This window comes from Micrococcus sp. iso_239, from assembly GCF_056173395.1.
Map to the genome: position 1 here is coordinate 77,237 of NZ_CM149672.1, position 22,915 is coordinate 100,151.

Sequence of the window (22,915 nt, forward strand, 5' to 3'; positions counted from 1 at the left end):
AGCCCATGAGCGACGACCACGCGACCGACCGCCCCCGCACCGCCGCGGACGCCGAGCCGGGCGCCCCCGCCGAGCCGGGCCCCGCCGTCGCCCACCCGGTGGACTGGGCCTTCGCAGCACGGACCGCACGGTCCCTCGCCGCCGCCGGCCCCCGGTTCACGCCGCGGGAGGCGACGCGCGAGGCGGAGGGCCTGCGCGCCGCCGCGGAGGCCGCCGTGCCGCACGTCCACCGCCTGACCGGGCTCGAGGCGGCACGGGACCTGCGCGACTCGCAGGTGCTCGTGGTGGACCGCCCCACCTGGTCGCGCGCCGCCACCCAGTCCTTCGCCACGCTGCTGGACCCCACGTTCGCGCACCTGCGGGACACCCGGCCCCGCGAGCACGCCGCCGCCACCACCCGCGTCACCCGGCACGCCACCGCCCTGGAGATGGGCGGGATCCTCGCCTGGATGTCCGGGAGGATCCTCGGCCAGTACGACCCGTTCATCGCGCTGCCCGGCCCCGGGGGGACGGCGGCCGGCCCCGCCGGCGGACGCCTGCTGCTCGTGGCCCCGAACGTCGCGCAGGTGCGCGCGGAGATCAACGTGGACCCGGCGGACTTCCGCCTCTGGGTGTGCCTGCACGAGCAGACCCACCGCGTGCAGTTCGCGGCCGCGCCCTGGCTGCGCGAGCACCTGCGGGCCGAGATCACGGCGCTCACCGTCGGCCTGTTCGACAAGGCCGAGTCCCTGCCCGAGCGCCTGCGCACCGCGCTCGCGGCGGCGAACCCGCTGGGTCGGGAGGCCGACGCCGGCCGGACTGGGGCGCGGGACGGACACGACGCGCAGGACGCGGCCCCGGCCCGCCCCACGCCGGGCCTGCTCGGTGCGATCCAGGACGAGGAGGACCGGGAGCGCCTGTCCCGGCTGACGGCCGTGATGTCCCTGCTCGAGGGGCACGCGAACGTGGTGATGGACGGCGTCGACTCCTCCGTCGTGTCCTCCGTCAAGACCATCCGCCGCCGCTTCGACGAGCGCGGCGACCGCCGCTCGCCCCTGGACCGCATGCTCCGCCGCGTGCTGGGCATGGACGCGAAGATGGCCCAGTACCGCGACGGCCAGAGGTTCGTGGCCGCCGCCGTGGCCCAGCTCGGCATGGCCGGGTTCAACGTGGTCTGGGACGCCCCCGAGCTGCTGCCGAGCGAGGCCGAGCTCCACGCCCCCGAGACGTGGGTGGCGCGCATCCGTGCCCAGGCCTGAGGCGCGGGACCCGGGGCCGACGCCGGCGGGCGGGGCCGGCGGCCTGCCCGCGGTCGGCGCATGGCCGCCGCGCACCCGCTGGCCCGAGCCCCTGCACCGGGCCGTCGCGGCGGTGCGGGAGGCCCTCGCGGGCGACGGGTCCTGTCGCGCGGATGCCGGGCCGGGCCGGGCGGGGAATCGCCCCCGCGGGCTCGTCGCCCTCTCCGGCGGCGCCGACTCCCTCGCGCTCGCCGTGGCCTGCGCCGTCCTCGTGGGCACCCGGGACGGTGCGCGGCTCGGCCCGATCGGCGCGGCCGTGGTGGACCACGGGCTGCAGTCGGGCAGCGACGCGGTGGCAGCGGCCGCCGCCGACGTCGCCCGCATCCTCGGTCTGACCCCGGTCACCGTCACGCGGGTCGAGGTGGCCCGCACCGGCGACGGCCCCGAGGCCGACGCCCGGCGTGCCCGCCGGGAGGCCCTCGCCGCCGCCGCCCGGGACGCGGGGCAGGGGCGCGCCGCCGTCGTCCTCACCGCCCACACCGCCGACGACCAGGCGGAACAGGTCCTCCTCGGGCTCGCGCGCGGCTCCGGCACGCGGTCCCTCGCGGGGATCCCGGCGCGCGGGACGCTGCCGGGCGGGGCCGCCGTCGCCCGCCCGCTGCTGGGCCTGACCCGGGCGGACACCGAGACGATCTGCCGCTGGGCCGGGCTGACCTGGTTCGAGGACCCGCACAACCGCGATCCCGCGCTGCTGCGTTCGCGGGTCCGCACCCGCGTGCTGCCCGCACTCGAGGACCCCGACGCCGGCCTCGGCCCCGGCGTGCGGGCCGGGCTGGTGCGCACCGCGGCCATCGCGGCCGAGGACGCCGCGGCCCTCGAGGCATGGGCCGGCGCCGAGGTCACCCGGCTGCGCGTCGACCCGCCCGCCCGGGACCCGCGCGTCGTCTCCCTGGATCTGGACGCCCTGGCCGCGCTGCCCGCCGCCGTGCGCCACCGCGTGATCGCGCGCGCCGCCCGCGCCGCGGGAGGGCAGGCCCCGCCCCGCGAACGGATCCTCGCGGTGGACGCCCTCGTGACGGGCGCCCGCGCGGGGTGCACGTCGGCCGGTCCGGTGGAGCTGCCCGGCGGGGTGGCCGCGCATCGGGCGTGTGCCAGACTGGACCTCATCCCCTGCCTGCCCGGTCCCTGACTGCGGCCCGGCCCGGCATTCCCGCACGAGCACTCACCAGGAGCGGCGCATGGACGCACAGGATGTCCAGAACGATCTCACCCACGTCCTCATGTCCCGCGAGGACGTGCAGGACACGATCACGGACCTGGCCCGCCAGATCGACCGCGACTACGCGGACAAGGACCTGCTCATCGTCGCCGTGCTCAAGGGCGCCGTGATGGTGGTCGCCGACCTCACCCGCGCCCTGCACTCCCACGTGGAGCTGGACTTCATGGCGGTCTCCTCCTACGGCTCCGGCACCAAGTCCTCCGGCGTGGTGCGCATCCTCAAGGACCTCGACGCGGACCTCACGGGCCGGCACGTCCTGATCGTCGAGGACATCATCGACTCCGGCCTGACCCTGTCCTGGCTCAAGGCCAACCTGGAGTCCCGCGGCCCGGCCTCGGTCGAGATCTGCACCCTGCTGCGCAAGCCGGAGGCCATGAAGGTGGACATCGACGTGAAGTACGTCGGGCGGGACATCCCCAACGAGTTCGTGGTGGGCTACGGCCTGGACTACGCGGAGAAGTACCGCAACCTGGACTTCGTGGGCACGCTCGCCCCGCACGTGTACAGCTGACCGGGGGCCCGGCGTGGCCCGGCGTGGCCGACCTGTCACGCGTGGTGTCGCTCTGATGCCGGATCTCCGCCCCATTCCGACTCCTTGCGTGACAGGCCGCCGGCGTCCCCGAGGTGACGGCGCACCTCCACGATCACGCGCGTGAATCCGCGGCGAGCGTCGGAGGAGGACACGGTGATGTTCCGGTAGCCCCGTCGCTCGAAGGCCGCGTTGCGCTGCACGTCGCGGTCGATCTGGCGATCCGCGCCGTGGTGGCCGCCGTCGTAGTGCAGGGCCACTCTCGCCTGCGGATAGCCCAGGTCCGCCGTCGCGGGGTGGTGCAGGGAGAACTCCGGGTCCCAGACCTCGAGCTGCAGTGCGGGCTCGGGGAGCCCGGCGGCCCTCAGCGCGAGCCGCAGCCGCGTCTCCTTCGGCGAGTGCGCCCCCACCCGGACCAGTGTGGCGGCGGTGCGGAGCCGTCGTCGTCGGTTGTGCGCGGACGGGCTCGCTTCGGCCGCCTGGGCCAGGGCCGCCCGGGTCCGCTCGGCGGCGTCCGGGCCGCCGGACAGCTGCGCCCGGCGGACGAGATGGTCGCCGAGGATGACGAGCTCGTCGTCGTCGAGCAGGGCCGAGAGGTCGACCCAGAGACGGGGCGGGGCGGTGACGTACCAGGCCAGGCCGCCGATCCGCACGCGCTCCACGTCCGCGGGCGGGAGCGCTGTTCGGTGGGAGGTGACGCCGGGGAGGGAGAGCTGGCCACGGTCTCGCGGGCGGCTCACGTGGACGTCGTCCCCCGCGTCCAGTCGCTCCGGCAGCCAGATCTCCCGGGCGCGGGCCGCGGTCTGGTGCGACACCACCGTGGTGGCGCGGTGCCGGGCGAGTCGCAGCAGGAGCTCGTGTTGGGTGGCCGAGAGCGGGGTGCTCCACCGGTAGGGGGAGGAGCCGGCCGCGGGGCGCTCGACGGCAGCCGGGGTGACCTCACGCCGGCGGTAGAGGCCCCGGGCGAGGCGTTCGACGTCGGAGCGACGCAGCCGGTTGAGGTCGATGCCGGCGGCCCTCGCCTGCGCGGCGGTGAAGGGGCCGTGAAGCAAGGCCGCGGGAAGCGGGGCGGGGTGACGCATGGTGCCAGCCTGGCGCGGTAAAGCGGGCGGCGTCCTGAGCCGCCGCCGGCCTGGGGAGGGATGCGGGTGCACGGGGGTCTGTGCAGGCGGGGACGCAGGGGCGCGGTCGCAGCGCCAGCGTTCCTGTCACGCGAGCGGTCGCTCTGAGGTGCGATCCACGCGCCATTCCGACCCCCCGCATTCCCGGTGGGCGTCAGGACGGCGCTGGCCGACGCCGACCCCGGCCGACCGCCCGCGCCCTGTCCACCTGACGCGAACAGTCAGCGGCCACCCGGGCCGGGCCGGTACCGTGGGGGCTTGACCCGGGCGCGACGTCGGCCCTTCGCCGGCCCCGGCCGCACGGCGGCCGCCCCGGGCAGCCCGGCCCCCGCGGCAGACCAGGAGACACTCGGACCGTGAAGAAGCTGTTCAACAAGCCCTACGTCTGGATCCTGCTGGGCCTGCTGGTCCTCGCCGTCGCGATCCCGCTGACCACGTCACAGAGCGGCCGCACCATGGTGGACACCAACGTGGGCATGGCCCTGCTGAAGGACGACAAGGCCGCGCAGGCCCGCGTGGTGGACGGGGACCAGCGCGTGGACCTCACCCTGCGTGAGCCCTACAAGCAGGACGACCGGGACCTCGGCAAGGAGGTCTACTTCTACTTCGCCAGCGCGCGCGCCACGGACGTGGTCACCGCGGTGGACGACTCGGCCCTGGACGGCTACACGGACGAGCCGGTGCGGAGCAACTGGTTCCTCTCGCTGCTCGGCTTCATGGTCCCGTTCCTGCTCATCGCACTGCTGTTCTGGTTCCTGATGTCCCGCATGCAGGGCGGCGGCGGCAAGGTCATGCAGTTCGGCAAGTCCCGCGCCAAGCTGATCAACAAGGACAACCCGGACGTGCTGTTCAAGGACGTCGCGGGCGCGGACGAGGCGGTGGAGGAGCTCCAGGAGATCAAGGAGTTCCTCACCGTGCCGGACCGCTTCCGCGCGGTGGGCGCCAAGATCCCCAAGGGCGTGCTGCTCTACGGCCCGCCCGGCACGGGCAAGACCCTCCTGGCCAAGGCCGTGGCCGGTGAGGCCGGCGTGCCGTTCTACTCGATCTCCGGCTCGGACTTCGTGGAGATGTTCGTGGGTGTCGGCGCCTCGCGCGTGCGCGACCTCTTCGAGCAGGCCAAGTCCAACGCCCCCGCCATCATCTTCGTGGACGAGATCGACGCCGTCGGCCGGCACCGCGGCGCAGGCATCGGCGGCGGCAACGACGAGCGCGAGCAGACCCTGAACCAGATGCTCGTGGAGATGGACGGCTTCGACGCCTCCACGAACGTCATCATGATCGCCGCGACCAACCGCCCGGACGTCCTGGACCCGGCGCTGCTGCGCCCGGGCCGCTTCGACCGCCAGATCCCCGTGGACGCCCCGGACCTCGAGGGCCGCGCCAGGATCCTCGAGGTGCACGCGCAGGGCAAGCCGATCGCCCTGGACGTGGACCTGCGCTCCCTGGCCAAGCGCACCCCCGGCTACACGGGCGCGGACCTGGCCAACGTGATCAACGAGGCCGCGCTGCTCACGGCGCGCTCGAACAACAACGTGATCGACAACCACGCCCTGGACGAGGCCGTGGACCGCGTGATGGCCGGCCCGCAGAAGCGCACCCGCCTGATGAACGAGCACGAGCGCAAGGTCACCGCCTACCACGAGGGCGGCCACGCGCTCGTCGCGGCCGGGCTGCGCAACTCCGCCCCGGTCACCAAGATCACGATCCTGCCCCGCGGCCGCGCCCTGGGCTACACGATGGTGGTCCCGGAGGACGACAAGTACTCCGTCACCCGCAACGAGCTCCTGGACCAGCTCGCGTACGCGATGGGCGGGCGCGTGGCGGAGGAGATCGTGTTCAAGGACCCGTCCACGGGCGCCGCGAACGACATCCAGAAGGCCACGGACACGGCCCGCAAGATGGTCACCGAGTACGGCATGTCCGCCAAGGTGGGCGCCGTCAAGCTCGGCGGCGGCAGCTCCGAGCCCTTCGTGGGCGGTGCCCCCGGCGGCTCCTCCCGCGAGTACTCCGAGGAGCTCGCGTACCTGGTGGACGCCGAGGTCCGCACCCTGCTGGACCAGGCCCACGCCGAGGCCCACTGGGTGCTCACGGAGAACCGGGACGTCCTGGACCGGCTGGCCTACGAGCTGCTCGAGAAGGAGACGCTCACCCAGGAGGCCATCGCCGCCATCTTCGCGGACGTCCGCAAGCGGCCCGAGCGCGGCGTGTGGCTGGCCTCGGACGACCGGCTCCCGCAGGACATCCCGCCCGTCCTCTCCCCCTCCGAGCGCCGCTCGCGCCACGACGGCGGGGAGCAGACCCCCGTCGGCGTCGAGGGCACCACGGTGCCGGTGCGTCCGGAGGGTGCGCCGCCGTCGTCGCTGGGCGGGGACGCGGCCGGCCCCGGCCTGCCGCCGCACGGCGGTCCGAGCAACACGCCGGGCCCCGGCGAGGGACCGACCTTTTGACCGCGCAGGAGACCCGCATGACAGCCCACACCCCCAACGACGCCGTCCCCGGCACGTTCGACCCGGACTCGACCGCGGTGGACCGGCCGCGCATCGAGGCGGCGGTGCGGGAGATCCTGCTGGCGATCGGTGAGGACCCGGACCGCGAGGGCCTGGCGGACACCCCGGCGCGGGTGGCCAAGGCGTACGCGGAGTTCTTCGCGGGCCTGCACCAGAGCCCGGACCAGGTGCTCGGCACCACGTTCGACATCGCGCACGAGGAGCTCGTGCTGGTGAAGGACATCCCGTTCTACTCGACCTGCGAGCACCACCTGGTGCCGTTCCACGGCACCGCGCACATCGGCTACATACCCTCCGCCGAGGGCCGCGTGACGGGGCTGTCCAAGCTGGCCCGTCTCGTGGAGCTGTACGCGCGGCGTCCGCAGGTGCAGGAGCGGCTGACCACGCAGGTGGTGGAGGCGCTCATGGAGCACCTGGCCCCGCGCGGGGCGATCGTGGTGGTGGAGGCCGAGCACATGTGCATGTCCATGCGCGGCGTGCGCAAGCCGGGCGCGAAGACCGTCACCTCGGCGGTGCGCGGCCAGCTGCGGGATCCGTCCACGCGCTCGGAGGCGATGAGCCTCATCATGCACGGCTGAGGACCACCGACGGCGGAGGAGGACACGTGGACGAGAGCATCGACGCGGCGGCGCGGGAGGCGAACCGCGCCCTGCTGGGGCGGCTGCCCGCGGACCGGACCCTGGTCATGGGCATCCTCAACGTCACCCCTGACTCGTTCTCGGACGGCGGGGAGCACGCCACCGTCCGCGCGGCCGTCGAGCACGCCCGGCGCATGGTCGCGGACGGCGCGGACATCGTGGACGTGGGCGGGGAGTCCACCCGCCCCGGGGCCCGCGCCGTGCCGCCGGCCGAGGAGCAGGAGCGCATCCTGCCCGTGATCGAGGCGCTGCTGGCCGAGGACGTCGTCCTCTCCGTGGACACGCGCCACACCGCCACCGCCCGGGCTGCCCTGGCGCTGGGGCCGGTGATCGTCAACGACGTCTCCGGCCTCGCCCACGAGCCGGATATGCCGGCGCTGATCGCCGCGTCGGGCGCGCCGTACATCCTCATGCACAACCGCGGGAACCCGCAGACCATGGACGGGCTGGCCGTCTACGAGGACACCGTCCCGGACGTCGTGTGCGAGCTGCGGGACGTGGCCGGCCGCTTCCTCGCCGCGGGCGTCGAGCCCGCGCAGCTGATCGTCGACCCGGGCCTGGGCTTCGCGAAGGCCGGCGAGCAGAACTGGGAGCTGCTGCGCGGCCTCGAGTGGCTCCGCGCCATGGGCCACCCGGTGCTCGTCGCCGCCTCGCGCAAGCGGTTCCTGGGCACGCTGCTGGCGGACGACGACGGCACCCCGGCCCCGCCCGCCGCGCGCGACGCCGCCACCGCGGCCATCTCCGCCCTCGCCGCCGCCCAGGGCGCGTGGGGCGTGCGCGTGCACGACGTGCGCGCCAGCGCCGACGCCGTCCGCGCCGCCGCCGCCTGGGTCGGGGCGCACGCCCCGGGTGAGCCCGTCTCCGAGGACGTGCTGCCGTGAGCGCCCGGGACCGCATCCGCCTGGCCGGGCTGTCCGCCGTCGGGCACCACGGGGTCTTCGACCACGAGCGCCGGGACGGGCAGCCGTTCGTCACGGACGTCGTCCTCCACCTCGACGCCGGCCCCGCCGCGGCCGACGACGACCTCGCGCGCACCGCCAACTACGCCGAGGTCGCGGACACCGTGGTCCGCCTCGTCACCGGGGAGCCGGTGGACCTGATCGAGACCGTCGCCGACCGGATCGCCCGCGCCGTCCTCGCCGAGCAGCCCGTGGTGGCCGCCGTCGAGGTCACCGTGCACAAGCCGCAGGCGCCCATCCCGCACGACTTCGCGGACGCCGCCGTCACCGTGCACCGCACCCGGGAGGACCTCGCGTGAGCACCGTCGACTGGTCGCACCCGGCCGAGGGCCCCGCGCCCATCCCCGAGCTGGGCGCCCGCCCGGACGCGCCCGTCGCGGCCGTGCTGGCCCTCGGCGCCAACCTGCGCGAGCCCGCGCAGACGCTCGACGCCGCCGTCGCCGCCCTGTCCGCGCTGCCGCACATCACGGACGTCCGGGCCTCGCCCCGGGCCGTCACCACACCCGTGGGCGGGCCGCCGGGCCAGCCCGACTACCTCAACCAGGTGGTCACGCTGCGCACGGACCTCGCGCCGTGGGAGCTGCTCGCGGTGGCGCACCGGCTCGAGCAGGACCACCATCGGCGGCGTGAGGTCCGCTGGGGCGCGCGCACCCTGGACGTGGACGTGATCGCCTACGGAGACGTGCGCAGCGACCACCCGGACCTCACCCTGCCGCACCCCCGCGCGGCCGAGCGGGCCTTCGTGCTGCTGCCGTGGCTGTGGCTCGACGCGGACGCCACGCTCGCCGGCACGCCCGTCGCCGACCTCGCCGCCGTCGCCGCGGACGCCCCCGGGGTGCGCCGTCAGGAGCCCGAGCGGCACCGGCTGCTGGCCGGCACCGACGACGTCGCCCCGCTCCGCCCGGCACGCCCGGACGCCCTCGGGAGGGAGGCCACGTGATCGCGCTGCGCTCCGGGTGGACCCTGCTCGTGGTGCTGGTGGCCGCCGTGCTCGGCTGGCTGGCCGGGCTCGCCGCGCCGTCCCTGGGCTGGCCGGCGCCCGTGGTGGGCCGCGGCGGCCTGATCACCGTGGCCGCGGTCTCCGTGCTGTGCCTCGCGCTGGGCTGGCGGGTGCGCCGCGACCGGGAGAAGCCCGCCGCCGCGCGGATGGACCCGCTCGCCGCGGCCCGCACCCTCGTGCTCGGCCAGGCCTCCGGCTTCGCGGGAGCGGCCCTCGGCGGGTGGCACGCCGGGGTGGCGGTGCAGGTGCTGCTGCGGGCCGGCGTGGAGGCACCGACCGTGCGGGAGGCCGCCCTGCAGGCCGTCGGCGGTCTCGTCCTGCTGGTGGTGGGGCTGATCGTCGAACGGTGGTGCCGGATCCCGCCTGAGGAGGATGCGCCCGAGGGCGGTCGTGGGCAGGATGGGTCCCCGGGCCAACCGGCCCGTCCCGAGACGGAAGGAGGGTATGCCCGTGCCCGGCATTGACCTGAGCGGCGTGGCCTTCACGCCGGCCTCGCCGCGGCTGGCGACGGTGAAGCTCATCGCCACGACCATCGGCCACCTGATCTGGCTCGCCGCGTTCTCCGTGCCGCTGATCCTCAAGCTCACCGGCCCGTGGGCGGGGATGGCCGCGTGGGTCGCGTGGGGGCTGCCGGCCGTCGTCGTCGTGTCCTGGATCGTGGACCTGATCCTGATCCCGCGGCGCGTGCGCGCGATGGGCTGGGCCGAGCGCGAGGACGACGTCCTGTGGCGCGAGGGCATCCTGTTCCGCAGCGTGCACGCGGTGCCGTACGGCCGCCTGCAGTACGTGGACGTCTCGGACGGTCCGCTGCTGCGCCGGGTCGGGCTGCAGACCCTCACCCTGAAGACCGCCGCCGCGGGCGGGGACGTCACCCTGGAGGGCGTGCCCCGCGAGAGGGCCGAGGAGCTGCGCGAAGTCCTCATGGCGCGCGGCCAGGCGCGGCTGGCGGGCCTGTGAGCGCGGCCGCCCCGCCCCCCGCCGACGACGCCGGCTGGGTCCGCGTCCACCCCGCCTCGCCCTGGGTGCGGGGCTGGACCTTCCTGCTGCTGATCCTGTTCTTCGCGGGCCGCAACGCGGTGGAGGACTTCGCGGCGGGCCGGCTCAGCGGGGAGGACGCCCCGGGCGGCGGCGACGGCAGCCTGCTCGTGGCCGGCGGCATCCTGCTGGGGGTCACCCTGCTGATCAGCCTCGTGTTCTTCTTCTCCTGGTGGTTCACCCGGTTCCGCTGTGGGGAGGATCGGATCGAGCTGCGCCAGGGCTGGCTCTTCCGCAGCCGGCGGCAGATGCGCTACGACCGCATACAGGCGGTGGACCTGCAGCACCCCCTCGTGGCCCGGCTGCTCGGGCTGGCCACGGTGAAGGTCGAGGCGGCCGACGGCGGCGAGTCCGCGCTCGAGCTGTCCTTCCTGCGCCGCGCCGAGGCCGAAGCGGTGCGCCGGGAGATCCTGGACCGCGCGTCGGGGGTGCTCGGGGGAGCCGGGGCGGACGCGTCCGCCCCGGAGCGCGCGGCCGAGCCCGGCCTCGCCGACGCCGATCCCGACGCCGTGGACGCGGACGCCGGCGAACTCCTGCTGCAGGTGCCCGCGGGGCGGCTCCTCGGCTCCGTCCTGCTCTCCGGAGGCGTGCTGGGGGTGCTGGCCGGGTCCCTGATCTGGCTGGGCGGTCTCGCCCTCGTGGTCGCGCTGCTGCCCGAGGCGGTGCTGGACGAGGGGGAGACCCTGACCGGGATCGGCGCGGCCGCGTCCCTGCCCGCCCTGTTCTCCGTGGCCGGCGTCGCGTGGTCCCGGTTGAACGCCGGCTGGGGTTTCCAGGTGCGCCGCTCCACCGACGGGCTGCGACTGCGGCACGGGCTCACCGAGACCACCCACCAGACCGTCCCGCCGGGGCGGGTGCAGGGGGTGACCGTCTCCCAGCCCCTGTTCTGGCGGCCCTTCGGCTGGTATCGGGTGAACATGGCGGTGGCCGGGTACCTGCAGGAGTCCGACGGCGCCCGGGACGTCGCGCTGCCCGTCGGCCCGTGGGAGGACGTGCTCCGCGTCCTCACGGTCGTGGCCCCGGACCCGGGCCTGGACGGCGATCCGCGCGCCGCGCAGGGGCTGACCCCCGCCGGGCTCATGCACCTCGGCGTGCACGGCACCGGCACGGAGGGCGGCTTCCAGCACGTGCCGCGGCGCGGCAGGTGGTGGTTCAACTGGTTCGCCTGGCGGCGGACCGGCTTCACGACGACGCGGTCCCTGCTGGTGGTGCGCAGCGGCTGGTTGAACCGCCGGCTGCAGACCCTCCAGCACGAGCGCATGCAGGCGGCCGAGCTGGCGCAGGGCCCGGTGCAGCGACGCCTGGGCCTGGCCACGGTGCGCGTGTGGGTCGCGGGGGCGAACGCCGTGGTCCGCGACCTCGACGAGGACGTGGCCGTGGACCTGTACGCCCGGGAGGCCCGGCACGCGGCCGTCTCGCGTCGCCTCGCCGACCGCGACCAGTGGATGCGCCCCGAGGAGCTGGCCCGCTTCGAGCAGCGCACGCGCGAGGTCGCGGCCACCGAGGTGGGCCGCCGCGAACTGGCCCGGGCCGGCGTCGTCGGCGGCGCCGTCGTCGGGGAGGAGAGCGGGGCGCACGTCCCCGCCGTGCGCGGCGAGGAGGAGCGATGACCGGCGGACTCGACCTGAGCCTGGACCCGCATGACCCGGCGCAGCGGCCCGGGCGGCTGGGCGTCGGCGTGGTGAGCGCGGGTCGAGTGGGGGCCGTGCTGGGCTCGGCGCTGCGGGCTGCGGGCCACACGATCACGGGCGTGCACGCCGTCTCCGAGGCCTCGCGGGACCGCGCGGAGATGCTCCTGCCGGGCGTGCCCGTCCTGGAGATCCCCGAGATCCTGCGCCGCTCCGAGATGGTCGTCTTCGCCGTCCCGGACGACGCGCTGGGCGAGCTCGTGGCCGGCCTGGCCGCCGCGGGCCACGTGCAGACCGGCCACCTGCTCGTGCACACCTCCGGCCGCTACGGGGTGGGGGTGATGGAGCCGGTGCGCGCGCACGGGGCGATCCCCCTGGCGATCCACCCGGCCATGACGTTCACGGGGCTGAGCCTCGACGTCGCCCGGCTGCAGGACTGCGTGTTCGGCGTGACCGCGGACCCCGTGGTGCTGCCCGTGGCCCAGGCGCTCGTGGTGGAGATGGGCGGCGAGCCCGTGGTCGTGAAGGAGGCCGACCGGGCGGCCTACCACCTGGCGCTGTCCCACGGGTCGAACCACCTGGTGACGCTGACGGCGCAGGCCCGTCAGATCCTCGAGACGATCGGGGTGGCCGACCCGGAGCGGGTGCTGCGCTCGCTCATGACCGCCGCGCTGGAGAACGCGCTCACCGACGGCGACGGCGCCCTCACCGGCCCCGTGGCCCGCGGCGACGTCGACACGCTGCGGACCCACCGTGAGACCCTCGGCGAGCTCGAGGCCGGGGGACTGTCGGCGGACGTGCGGGCCGTGTGGGAGACCCTCGCCCGCGCGACGACCGACCGCGCCGAGACCCGCGGCGCCCTGCGCGCGGACACGGCGGCGCGGCTGCGCGAGGTCCTCGACGACTCCGACGACCCCCACGACGACTGACCGACCCCCCGCCGCCACCCCGCTTTCGTTCGGGAAACGGCGGGTCCCGGGCCGTTTTCGTTCGGGAAACGGCGGGTCCGGGGCCGCGCCCCGGCCGTCAGAGGCGCCCGTCGCGGATCGCGGCGACGACGCCGTCTGCCGCGTCCTCGATCTGCCGGTACATCTCCTCGAACTGCGGCCGCGGATACCCGTATGGATCGGGGACCTCGCGCACCCCGGCGCTGTCCGCATCCGACGCGAACTCGCCCATCAGGTGGATCCGGTCCCGCTGCTCGTCCGTGGTCGCGAGGCGCCGCGCGTCGACGAGGTTGGCCTCGTCCATCACCAGGATCAGGTCGGCCTCGTCCACGAGGTCGGCGGACAGCTGCACCCCCACCGTCGAGAACTCGTACCCCAGTTCCCCGCCGACCTCGCGGGTGAGGTGATGCGGCCGGGCGCCCACGTGCTCGCCGGACGTGCCGGCGGAGGTGACCTCGACGTCGTGGAGACCGGCCTCCGCGAGCTTGCGGTTCAGCACGGCCTCGGCGGCGGGCGAGCGGCAGATGTTCCCCAGGCAGACGGTCATGATGCGCATGGGGCCAGTGTCTCAAGTCCGGGCGGGGGCGGCGGACGACGACGGCCCGCACGCTCGCCTCGTCGCTGGCGGGGCGGCATCGGGTGCGTCCACGAGTGGTCCCGCTGGAGGGTCGGAGGCCTCCGGCGGTGTGTCCCCCCGGTTCCTCGCCGTTTCCCGAACGAAAGCGCTGCGACACGCCGCCGTTTCCCGAACGAAAGCGCGGCTGGCACCGTCTGTTCCGGCGACGACGGCGCCCGACGCGCCTGGCAGGATGGAGGCCATGACCGACCAGCCCGAGATGAGCCCCCTGACCGAGCCCGAGCGGGAGTGGGTGCGCGTCCGTCGCGACTTCGCCGCGCAGGAGGGCGTGGACCACCTGGACCTGGACGCGGTCGCCGCCTACTACGACGCCGTGCTGGCCCGCTCGCAGGCCGAGGCCGAGGAGCTGGACCCCGAGGAGCTGGCGGTGCTGCTGGACGTCGTCGCGGTGCTGCTCGGCGAGCACCTGGGCGCGCGCCACGGCATGCAGTGGGTGACGGTCGCGGATGAGGAGGGGCCCGCCCTCGCGCTGCGGGACACCCTCTCGGACGCCGTCGTCTTCCCGCAGCCGGTGGTCGGCCAGAGCTGGAACGACCAGGCCACGGGGGAGTGGATGGGCGGGTACGTCGACTGGCTCGGCGAGCAGCTCCAGCAGATGCGGGCCGACGCCGGCACGCTGCCCGGCGCCTGAGGCGCGGCGGGCACCGGGGCGGCCCGCCGTCGATGCCACCACCCCGCCGCCCTCCGTGTTGCCCGGATCACGTGCGGGCCGATAGAAACGAACGCATGACCTCCACCCCGGACACCGCGGACACCCCCGCCACCCCCTTCCACGACCTCGACGCCTTCACCGCCCTGCCGCGCGTCGCCGGTCTCACCCTCAGCCCGGACGGCGCCCGCCTGGTGACCACCGTCGCCACCCGTGACGCGAAGGGCACCGGCTACGCCACCGCCCTCTGGGAGGTCGACCCCGCGGGCGAGCGCCCCGCCCACCGCCTGACCCGCTCCCGCGAGGGCGAGGCCGGCGCGCAGTTCGCCGCGGACGGCACCCTCTTCTTCACCTCCGCCCGTCCCGACCCCGCCGACGCCGAGGCCGAGAAGCGCAGCGCCCTGTGGGCCCTGCCGGCCCGGGGCGGCGAGGCGCGCGTGGTGCTCTCCCGCCCGGGCGGCGTCGCCGCGGTCACGTGCGCGTCCGCAGCGGACCGCGTGGTCGTCACGGCGGACCGGCTGCTCGGCGCGACCACCGAGGCCGAGCACGCGGCCCTCGCGCAGACCCGCAAGGACGCCGGCGTGGACGCCATCCTGCACACCGGCTACCCCATCCGCTTCTGGGACCACGACCTCGGCCCCGCCCGCCCCGAGCTCTTCGTCCTCGAGCCCGGCCCGGACCCGCAGGGCGAGCCCGCCACCGACGCCGACGTCGCCGAGCCCGGCCCCGCCGCCTCCGGCCTGGCTCCCGAGGCCGACGACGTCGCGCACCACCTGCGCCACGTCTCCGGCTTCCCGCGCTCCCACGCGTTCGGGATCGGCGCGCAGGTGGCCCCGGACGGCTCGTTCCTGATCACCACGGCCGCCACCGCCGAGGCCCGCGGCAACGTGCGCGAGGGCACGGTGGTGCGCGTGGACCTGGCCACGGGCGAGCACCGCGTCCTGCACGACGTCCCCGGCGAGGACGTCTCCGTCGGTCCCGTCAGCCACGACGGCACGCGCGCCGTCGTCGTCCGCACCCTCGACTCCACGCCGCACTCCGCCGTGCACCCGCGCCTGTATGTGATGGACACGGCCACGGGCCAGACCACGCCCCTGGCCCACGGCTGGGACCGGTGGGCCGACGTCGTCGCGTGGCTGCCGGACGACTCCGCGGTGATCGCGCTCGCGGACTCCGAGGGTCGCCGCCCGGTGTTCCGCATCGAGGTGGCCACCGGCGCCGTCGCGCAGGTGACCCGGGAGGACGAGGCGTGGACCGACGTCGTGCTCTCCCCGGACGGGGCCACGGCCTACGGCGTCCGCTCCTCCTACCTGTTCCCGCCGGAGGTGGCGCGGATCGACCTGGCCACGGGCGAGACCACGCGCCTGCCGAACCCCGTGGAGCGCCCCGCGATCCCGGGCACCCTCGAGGACGTGGAGACCGTCGCCGAGGACGGCACGCACGTGCGCGGCTGGCTCGTGCTCCCCGAGGGGGAGGCGCCGGCCGGCGGTCACCCGCTGCTGCTGTGGATCCACGGCGGGCCCCTGGGCTCGTGGAACGCGTGGAGCTGGCGCTGGACCCCGTGGATCATGGCGGCGCGCGGCTACGCGGTGCTGCTGCCGGACCCGGCGCTGTCCACGGGCTACGGCCAGGACTTCATCGAACGCGGCTGGGGCCGCTGGGGCCAGGCGCCCTACACGGACCTGATGGCGCTCACGGACGCCGTCGTGGCGCGTGAGGACGTCGACGGCGACCGCACCGCCGCCATGGGCGGCTCGTTCGGCGGCTACATGGCGAACTGGGTGGCCGGGCACACCGACCGGTTCCGGTGCGTGGTCACGCACGCCTCGCTGTGGGCGCTGGACGGCTTCGGCCCGACGACGGACGCCGCGTTCTACTGGGCCCGCGAGATGGACGAGCAGATGCAGCAGGAGAACTCTCCGCACCGGTTCGTGGGCGAGATCGTCTCCCCGATGCTCGTCATCCACGGCGATAAGGACTACCGCGTGCCGATCGGCGAGGGGCTGCGCCTGTGGTCGGACCTGCTGGCGAAGTCCGGGCGGCCGGCCGCCGCGGACGGCACCACCGACCACCGGTTCCTCTACTTCCCCCACGAGAACCACTGGATCCTCGCCCCGCAGCACGCGAAGGTCTGGTACGAGGTCGTCCTCGGCTTCCTGGGCGAGCACGTCCTCGGCGACAGCGCCCCGACGGCCCCGGAGACGCTGGGACTGACGCGGCCGTCGTCGACGGCGGGCTGAGCCGCCGGGTGTGGCCGCCGCGGCGCTGGAGCACGTCAGGCCTGGTGCAGGGCTAGGCGCTCGTGCACAGCGCGGACCGTCGGATTGCGCCATGCCTCGACCGTGACCATGAGCCAGTACTCCATCCGGTGGCGGAAGACGTTCGGCAGGATGGGGACCAGGTCGGGGTCATCGCCTGCGCAGAAGTCGGGCAGCAGCCCGATGCCGGCCCCGGCCCGGGTCGCCGCCACTTGGGCCATGACACTGGTCGAGCTGGCACCGGTCCGCATGTGTCGAAGCGATTCGCGCGCGGCGTCCAGGGATTCGGTGCTCAGTTCCGTCTCCACGTAGTAGACGAGCGGGTGGTCGCCCAGGTCGGCCAGGTCCTGTGGAGCACCGTGCCGTCGGACGTAGTCCTCGGACGCGTAGAGCCGGAGTTCGTAGTCGCGGAGGAAGCGGGTCAGGGCACGGGACTGCCCGGGGTGGCCGACGGTGACCACCATGTCCAGGTCCGTGTGTGACATGCGGCCCCGCGCCGGGTTCGTCCGGATCTGGACCTGCAGGCGGGGATGAGCGGTTTGGAGCTCGGCGATGCTCGGCGCCGCGAATGCCACGGCGAACGCCTCGGGAACTCCGAGACGGATGACCCCGTGGAGGTCGCCTCGGTGCCGACCCGTCAGAGGCTCCACGGCGGCTTCGAGCGCGCGCGCGGCAGCGAGCGCTTCTTCGCCCAGTGGCGTCACCTCCATCCCTGCAGGACCCCGGACGACGACCCGGCCGCCCAGGGCCGCCTCGAGCGCCTTCAAGCGGCGTGTGACCGTCGTCCGATTCACCTGCAGTTCCTCCGCGGCTGCATCGAGGCGACCCTCTCGGACGACGAGGAGGAGGGTGACCAGCCCTTCCATCTGGGTGACGGCTTTCCAGCGCTCCATCGGCTGATGATGCACGAATGCACATCATCCGTGCAATTTCCCCTCTCGAAGATGCATTGATACCCGCACGCACCCCCCTTAGTGTGAGCTGCACCACAGGACAGCAACGCAGGAGGCTGGATTGAGATGACTCGTTTCGCTTGGATCGGACTCGGGAACATGGGTGCACCCATGGCTGGCAACCTGGTCGCGTCCGGCCATCCAGTCAGGGGCTACGACCTGAGTGACGCGGCGCGGGAGGACGCGCGGAAGGTGGGCGTGGACGTCGTCGGCTCCATTGCGGAGGCGGTTGCCGACGCCGACGTGGTGGTGACGATGCTTCCGAAGGGCCAGCACGTGCGCGACGTGCTCTCCCAGGACGGCGGGGTGTTCAGCAACGCACGTCCGGGGACGCTCATCATGGACTCGTCCACCGTGGACATCGAGACGTCCCGCTGGTGTCACGAGGAAGCGCCCAAGCACGGCGTGCGCTTCGTCGATGCCCCGGTGAGCGGGGGCACGTCCGGGGCCGCTGCCGCGACCCTCGCGTTCATGATCGGCGGAAGCGAGGCCGATGTCGCCGAAGCCCTGGAGCACGTGAAGCCGATGTCGGGCAAGGCGTTCGCCGCGGGCGGGCCGACGGCGGGCATCGCCGCCAAAATCGCCAACAACATGATGCTGTTCATCACGCAGATGGCGGCGTCCGAAGGGTCCCAGCTCGCGAAACACCTGGGACTGGACCCGAAGACCTTTTGGGAGATCACGACGGCCTCATCCGGCATGTCCTGGTCGCAGCAGACGTGGTATCCCGTCGCGGGGGTCGTTCCGAGTGCCGCCGCCAACAACAACTTCGAGGCCAGCTTCCGAGCGGACCTGGCCATCAAGGACGTCACCTTGGCGGTGGATGCGGGAAAGGCCGCTGGCCTTCACCTCGAGGCGGCGTCTCTCGCCCAAGAGCAACTGCACCGGCTGCGTGACGAAGGCCTGGGTGACAAGGACTGCACCCTCGTCGTGAAGTACGTGACGCCTGGCAAGAGCCAGGCCGAGATCTGAACGATTCCACGCATACACGCAGGAGCTGAGCATGACCACCATGTCCGCAGGAAAGACCACCGTCATCGAACACTTCATCGGGGGGAAGGCTCGGGGCGGCGACCGCACCACCCCCGTTTACAACCCGGCGACGGGCCAGCAGATCGCTGAGCTCGTCCAGGCGCCGGCGTCTCGGGTCGACGAAGCCGTGCGGGACGCGGTGCGCGCACAGCGGGAGTGGCGGCGCGTCGGGTTGGTGAAGCGTTCGAAGATCATGTTTCGGGCCCGGGAAATCATCGACGCGCGGAAGGACGAGCTGGCTCGGATCATCACGAGAGAACACGGCAAGGTCCACTCCGACGCACTCGGCGAGATCGCGCGGGGGATGGAGAACGTCGAGTTCTGCGCCGGGCTCCTGCACCACATGAAGGGGGAGTTCGCCGAGCAGGTGGCCGACGGTGTCGACGTCAAGCAGATCCGGCAGCCGGTGGGGGTGGTTGCGTGCATCACGCCCTTCAACTTCCCTGCCATGGTGCCGCTCTGGATGTTCACCACGGCGATCGCTGCCGGCAACGCCGTCGTCCTCAAGCCGAGCGAGCGCGACCCTTCAGCCGCCAACTGGCTGGCTGAGGTCTTTCTGGAGGCGGGCCTGCCCGAGGGCATCCTGAATGTCGTCCACGGCGACAAGGAGGCGGTGGACGCGCTCCTCAGCCACCCGCAGGTCAAGGCTGTCTCCTTTGTGGGTTCGACGCCGGTGGCCCATCACATCTACACGACGGCCGCGAACGAGGGGAAGCGCGTTCAGGCTTTGGGCGGGGCCAAGAACCACATGGTCGTCATGCCGGACGCCGACCTCGAGAGCGCGGCCGCCGCGGCTGTCTCGGCCGCCTTCGGTTCTGCCGGCGAGCGCTGCATGGCGATCTCGGTGGCGGTGGTGGTGGGCGACATCGCCGACCAGTTCGTCGACCGGGTCACGGAACTGGCCCGGGCACTCGTCGTCCGTCCGGGCGACCAGCCCGAAGCCGAGATGGGCCCGCTCATCACCCGCGACGCGCTGGAGCGGGTCACGTCCTATGTGGACGGCGCCGCGCAGGAGGGTGGAACGCTCGTGCTGGACGGGAGGACCCACGACGTGCCGACCGAGGGCTTCTTCATTGGGCCCAGCATCGTCGACCATGTCCGGCCGGGCATGAAGGTCTACGACGACGAGATCTTCGGCCCCGTGCTGGCGATCGTGCGCGTGGACACGTATGAGGACGCGGTCGACCTGATCAACGAGAACCGGTTCGCGAACGGCACGTCGGTGTTCACCCGCGATGGGAAGACCGTGCGCTCGTTCGAGTACGACATCGAAGTCGGCATGGTCGGGGTGAACATCCCGATCCCCGTCCCGGTGGGCTCGTTCAGTTTCGGAGGCTGGAAGGACTCGCTGTTCGGGGACACGCACATGTACGGCCCCGAGGGGTTCAACTTCTACACCCGGCGAAAGGTCGTCTCCTCTCGTTGGCCCGAGGCCAGCGAGTCCCAAGTCGACCTCGGGTTCCCCTCCCACTGAGCCGTCGGCTCACTGACAACCTCGTGAGATGAACACTCCATGATCATCGGATTCCTGGGCATCATCCTCTCCTTGCTCCTCCTCATCACCATGGCCTACCGGGGGACCTCGGTGGTCATCGCGGCCCCGGTGTGCGCCGCCGTGGCGATGGTCTTCTCGGGGGCGCCGTTCCTGGCGACATACACGGACATCTTCATGCCCGCGCTGGGCAAGTTCATCACCAGCTACTTCCCGATCTTCGTGACCGGAGCGATCTTCGGACGGCTGATGTCGATCACCGGGTACGCCCGCGCCGTCGCCCAGGTCATCACCCGGTGGCTGCGCCCTCAGCGGGCCATCCTGGCGACGGTGTTCACCGCCGCCATCCTGACGTATGGCGGCGTGAGTGTGTTCGTGGCCGTGTTCGTGATGTTCCCCCTCGCGAAGGAACTCTTCCGGATGGCTGACCTGCCGCGGCGGATGATCCCCGCCACGATCGCGCTGGGCATCCTGACCTTCACGATGACGGCCGTCCCGGGGACGCCTCAGATCCAGAACATCATCCCGGGGCAGTTCTTCGGCACAGGCACGTTTGCCGCGCCGATCGTCGGCGTGGTGGGAAGCGTCCTGATGCTCGGCCTCGGCCTGCTTTGGCTGCACTTCCGGGTCGGACGGCTCGTCGCGGCAGGGGAACGGTTCGGCCACCTGACCGACCTGGAGCGGGCAGCGGGCGTGGGCGAGGCGAACGCGGGGAAGGCCGCCGGCCCGACCGGTGACGCCGCCGTCGGCACTCTGGTGAAGGAGTCCGAGGCCGGGGAGGTGCTCCTTCCCGAGCCACGGAACGCGCTGCTGCCCTTCCTGCCGATCCTGGCGGTCTTCGTGGTCAACCTGCTGGCGACGACGGTTGTCTTCCCGGCCATGGACTGGGGGTATCTCCAGGAGGAGAAGTACGGTGGGGCCACTCTGGCCGGCCGGTCTGCGGTCTGGGCCGTCCTCTCGGCACTGCTGGCCGCCGTGGCGATCATCGTCCTGCTCAACCTCCGCCATCTGCGTGTGATCTGGGAGAACTTCATCGTGGGTGCCCAGCGGTCACTGGTGCCCATCTTCAGCACCGCGTCGGAGGTGGGTTACGGAGCGGTGATCGCCTCTCTGCCGGCCTTCGCCATCGTCAAGAACGGCATCCTGGCGCCCGGCATGAACGCCCTGGCGGCGACGGCGATCTCCACTTCGGTCATCGCCGGCATCACGGGCTCGGCCTCGGGCGGCATGACGATCGCGTTGAACGCCATCGGCGAGGACCTCCGGTCTCTGGCGGTCGAGCAGGGCTACAGCCTCGAGTTGCTCCACCGAGTCACCGCGATGGCATCCGGAGGTCTCGACTCGATGCCCCACAACGGGGCCGTGATCACTCTGCTCCTCGTGTGTGGCATGACGCACCGCGAGTCGTACAAGGACGTGGCGATGATCACACTCGTGATCCCTGTACTGGCCGTCGCTGTGATCGTCCTTGGGGCACTCGCCGTCGGCTGACGCCGATCCGATCTGTCCTCGCGGCCGGGCGCGGCGCTGCGTGACCGTGCCGCGCCTGGAACCGTCACCGGCTGTTCACCGGACGGGCCGTCTGTGGCCGGAGGGGGGCCACCCGGCCGACACGCGGATCTGGCCCACTGGAGCGGTCATCCCCCTCCCGGAAAGGACCGTTCCATGACCTCCGTCCGTCGTCACGCCACCCGCGGCCTCGTGGCCCTCGCCGCCGCCGTCGCCGTCAGCGCCCCGCTGGCCGCCCCGGCCGTCGCCGCCCCCGCCGCAACGGAGACCCCGGCCGCCGCGCAGTCCGTCACGGGCAAGCCCGTAGTGCGTCCCGACGTCGTGGGTCATCGTGGTGCCTCCGGCTACCGCCCCGAGCACACCCTGGCCGCCTACGAGCTGGCCGCCGCCCAGGGCGCGGATGTGATCGAGCCGGACCTGGTCTCCACCAAGGACGGCGTGCTCGTGGTCCGCCACGAGAACCTGATCGACGGCACCACGGACGTCGCCCAGCGACCCGAGTTCGCGGACCGCAGGACCACCAAGGTCGTCGACGGCGTGGCCCTCACCGGCTGGTTCACCGAGGACTTCACCCTCGCCGAGCTCAAGACCCTGCGCGCCAAGGAGCGCCTGCCGCAGGTCCGCCCCGAGTCCGCGTCCTACGACGGCCGGTACCAGGTGCCCACCTTCGAGGAGGTGCTCGAGCTGCGGGAGCGCCTCTCGGCCCGGCACGGCCGCGAGATCGGCGTCATCCCCGAGATCAAGCACCCCACCTACTTCGACTCCATCGGCCTGTCCATGGAGGAGCGCGTCGTCGAGCTGCTCGACGAGCACGGCCTGAACAAGCGCAACGCCCCCGCCACCGTGCAGTCCTTCGAACTCGCCAACCTGCGCGATCTCAACGAGAACCTCGGCCTCAAGGCCGAGACGGTGTTCCTCTCCAGCGTCACCGGCGCACCCTATGACTCCGTGGCCGCCGGCGACGAACTCCGCGACTACGACTTCTACGAGACCGCCGCGGGCATGCGCGAGATCCGCGCGGCCGGCGTCGACACGCTCGGCCCGGCCTTCGCGCAGATCATCACCAAGGAGAAGGACGGCTCGATGGGCGAGGAGACCGCGTTCGTCTCCCTCGCCCACCGCGCGGGCCTCGAGGTGGTGCCGTACACCTTCCGCGCCGAGAACCAGTTCCTCTACACGGAGTTCCGCTCCTCCACGGACCGGAACGCACAGGGCGACATGGTCGGCATGATCCAGCCGTTCCTCGACGCCGGCATCGACGGCTTCTTCACCGACCACCCCGACCTCGGCGTGCAGGCCGTGGACGTCTGGATGCAGGGCAAGAAGGAGCACCCGGGCCGGGGCGTCGGCAAGACCGCCCAGCGGGGCCTGAAGGTGCGCTGACCCCGTCCCGACCGGAGACGATCCCGGCGGACCCGAGGTCTTCCGGCAGGGTCCCTGCGGTGCTTACCTTGGCGCTCAAGACCGGTGGACCCGGTGACGTGGACGGCCAGAAGGGCCGGCCATGAGGGACGCCGACCCGGAC

The 22,915-nt window shown here is 73.3% G+C and carries 21 protein-coding genes; 18 read left to right on the top strand and 3 right to left on the bottom strand.

The window, feature by feature from the left end; genetic code table 11:
• Positions 1-5: 5 nt before the first annotated feature.
• The 3 genes from AC0VX2_RS00355 to hpt are packed head-to-tail and all read left to right on the top strand — an operon-like array spanning position 6 to position 3,007.
• On the top strand, positions 6-1,238 hold the full coding sequence (locus AC0VX2_RS00355) for a zinc-dependent metalloprotease (protein WP_396729636.1): 1,233 nt from the start codon (positions 6-8) through the stop codon (positions 1,236-1,238).
• Positions 1,225-2,406 (top strand): tRNA lysidine(34) synthetase TilS, encoded by a 1,182-nt coding sequence (gene tilS / locus AC0VX2_RS00360; RefSeq protein ID WP_102708240.1) that lies wholly within the window; start codon positions 1,225-1,227, stop codon positions 2,404-2,406. The genes AC0VX2_RS00355 and tilS overlap by 14 nt, the downstream gene beginning before the upstream one ends.
• Before the next feature lie 49 nt (positions 2,407-2,455).
• Positions 2,456-3,007, top strand: coding sequence for a hypoxanthine phosphoribosyltransferase (hpt, locus tag AC0VX2_RS00365; RefSeq protein ID WP_002858265.1), 552 nt, complete (start codon positions 2,456-2,458; stop codon positions 3,005-3,007).
• A 35-nt stretch (positions 3,008-3,042) separates the two neighbouring features.
• Here the strand turns inward: hpt and AC0VX2_RS00370 are convergent, their stop codons facing one another.
• Entirely contained in the window at positions 3,043-4,107 is a 1,065-nt protein-coding gene (locus AC0VX2_RS00370) for a hypothetical protein (RefSeq protein WP_396729634.1), read from the bottom strand.
• A gap of 395 nt (positions 4,108-4,502) precedes the next feature.
• On the opposite strand from AC0VX2_RS00370, the gene ftsH reads away from it, so the two are divergent.
• From ftsH to AC0VX2_RS00415, 9 genes are read left to right on the top strand one after another with little or no spacing between them, the layout of a single operon-like run.
• Positions 4,503-6,593 carry an ATP-dependent zinc metalloprotease FtsH gene (gene ftsH / locus AC0VX2_RS00375; protein ID WP_041104656.1) on the top strand — a complete coding sequence of 697 codons (2,091 nt, stop codon included), beginning with the start codon at positions 4,503-4,505 and terminating at the stop codon, positions 6,591-6,593.
• Positions 6,594-6,610: 17 nt separating this feature from the next.
• Complete coding sequence (gene folE, locus AC0VX2_RS00380; protein WP_145950588.1) at positions 6,611-7,231, top strand: GTP cyclohydrolase I FolE; 621 nt, start codon at positions 6,611-6,613, stop codon at positions 7,229-7,231.
• Between the two features lie 26 nt (positions 7,232-7,257).
• Positions 7,258-8,172: a dihydropteroate synthase gene (folP, locus tag AC0VX2_RS00385; RefSeq protein ID WP_102708238.1), complete on the top strand. Its 915-nt coding sequence runs from the start codon at positions 7,258-7,260 to the stop codon at positions 8,170-8,172.
• Complete coding sequence (gene folB, locus AC0VX2_RS00390; RefSeq protein ID WP_070708645.1) at positions 8,169-8,549, top strand: dihydroneopterin aldolase; 381 nt, start codon at positions 8,169-8,171, stop codon at positions 8,547-8,549. The genes folP and folB overlap by 4 nt, the downstream gene beginning before the upstream one ends.
• A complete protein-coding gene (gene folK / locus AC0VX2_RS00395; RefSeq protein ID WP_020625294.1) occupies positions 8,546-9,190 on the top strand; it encodes a 2-amino-4-hydroxy-6-hydroxymethyldihydropteridine diphosphokinase in 645 nt (214 codons plus the stop codon). Before folB ends, folK begins: the two co-directional genes overlap by 4 nt.
• A complete protein-coding gene (locus tag AC0VX2_RS00400) occupies positions 9,187-9,714 on the top strand; it encodes a DUF3180 domain-containing protein (RefSeq protein ID WP_475432596.1) in 528 nt (175 codons plus the stop codon). The genes folK and AC0VX2_RS00400 overlap by 4 nt, the downstream gene beginning before the upstream one ends.
• Positions 9,695-10,207: a PH domain-containing protein gene (locus AC0VX2_RS00405; protein WP_020625296.1), complete on the top strand. Its 513-nt coding sequence runs from the start codon at positions 9,695-9,697 to the stop codon at positions 10,205-10,207. The genes AC0VX2_RS00400 and AC0VX2_RS00405 overlap by 20 nt, the downstream gene beginning before the upstream one ends.
• Positions 10,204-11,895 (top strand): PH domain-containing protein, encoded by a 1,692-nt coding sequence (locus tag AC0VX2_RS00410; RefSeq protein WP_020625297.1) that lies wholly within the window; start codon positions 10,204-10,206, stop codon positions 11,893-11,895. Before AC0VX2_RS00405 ends, AC0VX2_RS00410 begins: the two co-directional genes overlap by 4 nt.
• Complete coding sequence (locus tag AC0VX2_RS00415; protein WP_020625298.1) at positions 11,892-12,842, top strand: Rossmann-like and DUF2520 domain-containing protein; 951 nt, start codon at positions 11,892-11,894, stop codon at positions 12,840-12,842. The genes AC0VX2_RS00410 and AC0VX2_RS00415 overlap by 4 nt, the downstream gene beginning before the upstream one ends.
• A gap of 97 nt (positions 12,843-12,939) precedes the next feature.
• On the opposite strand, the gene AC0VX2_RS00420 is transcribed toward AC0VX2_RS00415, so the two are convergent.
• A complete protein-coding gene (locus AC0VX2_RS00420) occupies positions 12,940-13,416 on the bottom strand; it encodes a low molecular weight protein-tyrosine-phosphatase (protein ID WP_119217628.1) in 477 nt (158 codons plus the stop codon).
• A 262-nt stretch (positions 13,417-13,678) separates the two neighbouring features.
• Here AC0VX2_RS00420 and AC0VX2_RS00425 point away from each other — a divergent pair, with 262 nt between their 5' ends.
• Together AC0VX2_RS00425 and AC0VX2_RS00430 are read left to right on the top strand one after the other, a co-directional pair.
• Positions 13,679-14,128 carry a DUF3806 domain-containing protein gene (locus tag AC0VX2_RS00425; RefSeq protein ID WP_101965654.1) on the top strand — a complete coding sequence of 150 codons (450 nt, stop codon included), beginning with the start codon at positions 13,679-13,681 and terminating at the stop codon, positions 14,126-14,128.
• A gap of 95 nt (positions 14,129-14,223) precedes the next feature.
• On the top strand, positions 14,224-16,386 hold the full coding sequence (locus AC0VX2_RS00430) for a S9 family peptidase (protein WP_475432597.1): 2,163 nt from the start codon (positions 14,224-14,226) through the stop codon (positions 16,384-16,386).
• Positions 16,387-16,421: 35 nt separating this feature from the next.
• Here AC0VX2_RS00430 and AC0VX2_RS00435 read toward each other — a convergent pair whose 3' ends face one another.
• On the bottom strand, positions 16,422-17,312 hold the full coding sequence (locus tag AC0VX2_RS00435) for a LysR family transcriptional regulator (RefSeq protein ID WP_101965652.1): 891 nt from the start codon (positions 17,310-17,312) through the stop codon (positions 16,422-16,424).
• Positions 17,313-17,423: 111 nt separating this feature from the next.
• Here AC0VX2_RS00435 and AC0VX2_RS00440 point away from each other — a divergent pair, with 111 nt between their 5' ends.
• The 4 genes from AC0VX2_RS00440 to AC0VX2_RS00455 all read left to right on the top strand — a co-directional run bounded on the left by AC0VX2_RS00440 (position 17,424) and on the right by AC0VX2_RS00455 (position 22,773).
• Complete coding sequence (locus AC0VX2_RS00440; protein ID WP_101965651.1) at positions 17,424-18,329, top strand: NAD(P)-dependent oxidoreductase; 906 nt, start codon at positions 17,424-17,426, stop codon at positions 18,327-18,329.
• A 31-nt stretch (positions 18,330-18,360) separates the two neighbouring features.
• Positions 18,361-19,863, top strand: a complete 1,503-nt coding sequence (locus AC0VX2_RS00445) for a CoA-acylating methylmalonate-semialdehyde dehydrogenase (protein WP_101965650.1) — start codon at positions 18,361-18,363, stop codon at positions 19,861-19,863.
• A 39-nt stretch (positions 19,864-19,902) separates the two neighbouring features.
• The gene (locus AC0VX2_RS00450) at positions 19,903-21,372 is read left to right on the top strand and encodes a GntP family permease (RefSeq protein ID WP_101965649.1); all 1,470 of its coding nucleotides are present in this window, start codon (positions 19,903-19,905) and stop codon (positions 21,370-21,372) included.
• A gap of 174 nt (positions 21,373-21,546) precedes the next feature.
• A complete protein-coding gene (locus tag AC0VX2_RS00455; protein ID WP_396729624.1) occupies positions 21,547-22,773 on the top strand; it encodes a glycerophosphodiester phosphodiesterase in 1,227 nt (408 codons plus the stop codon).
• Positions 22,774-22,915 lie beyond the last annotated feature (142 nt).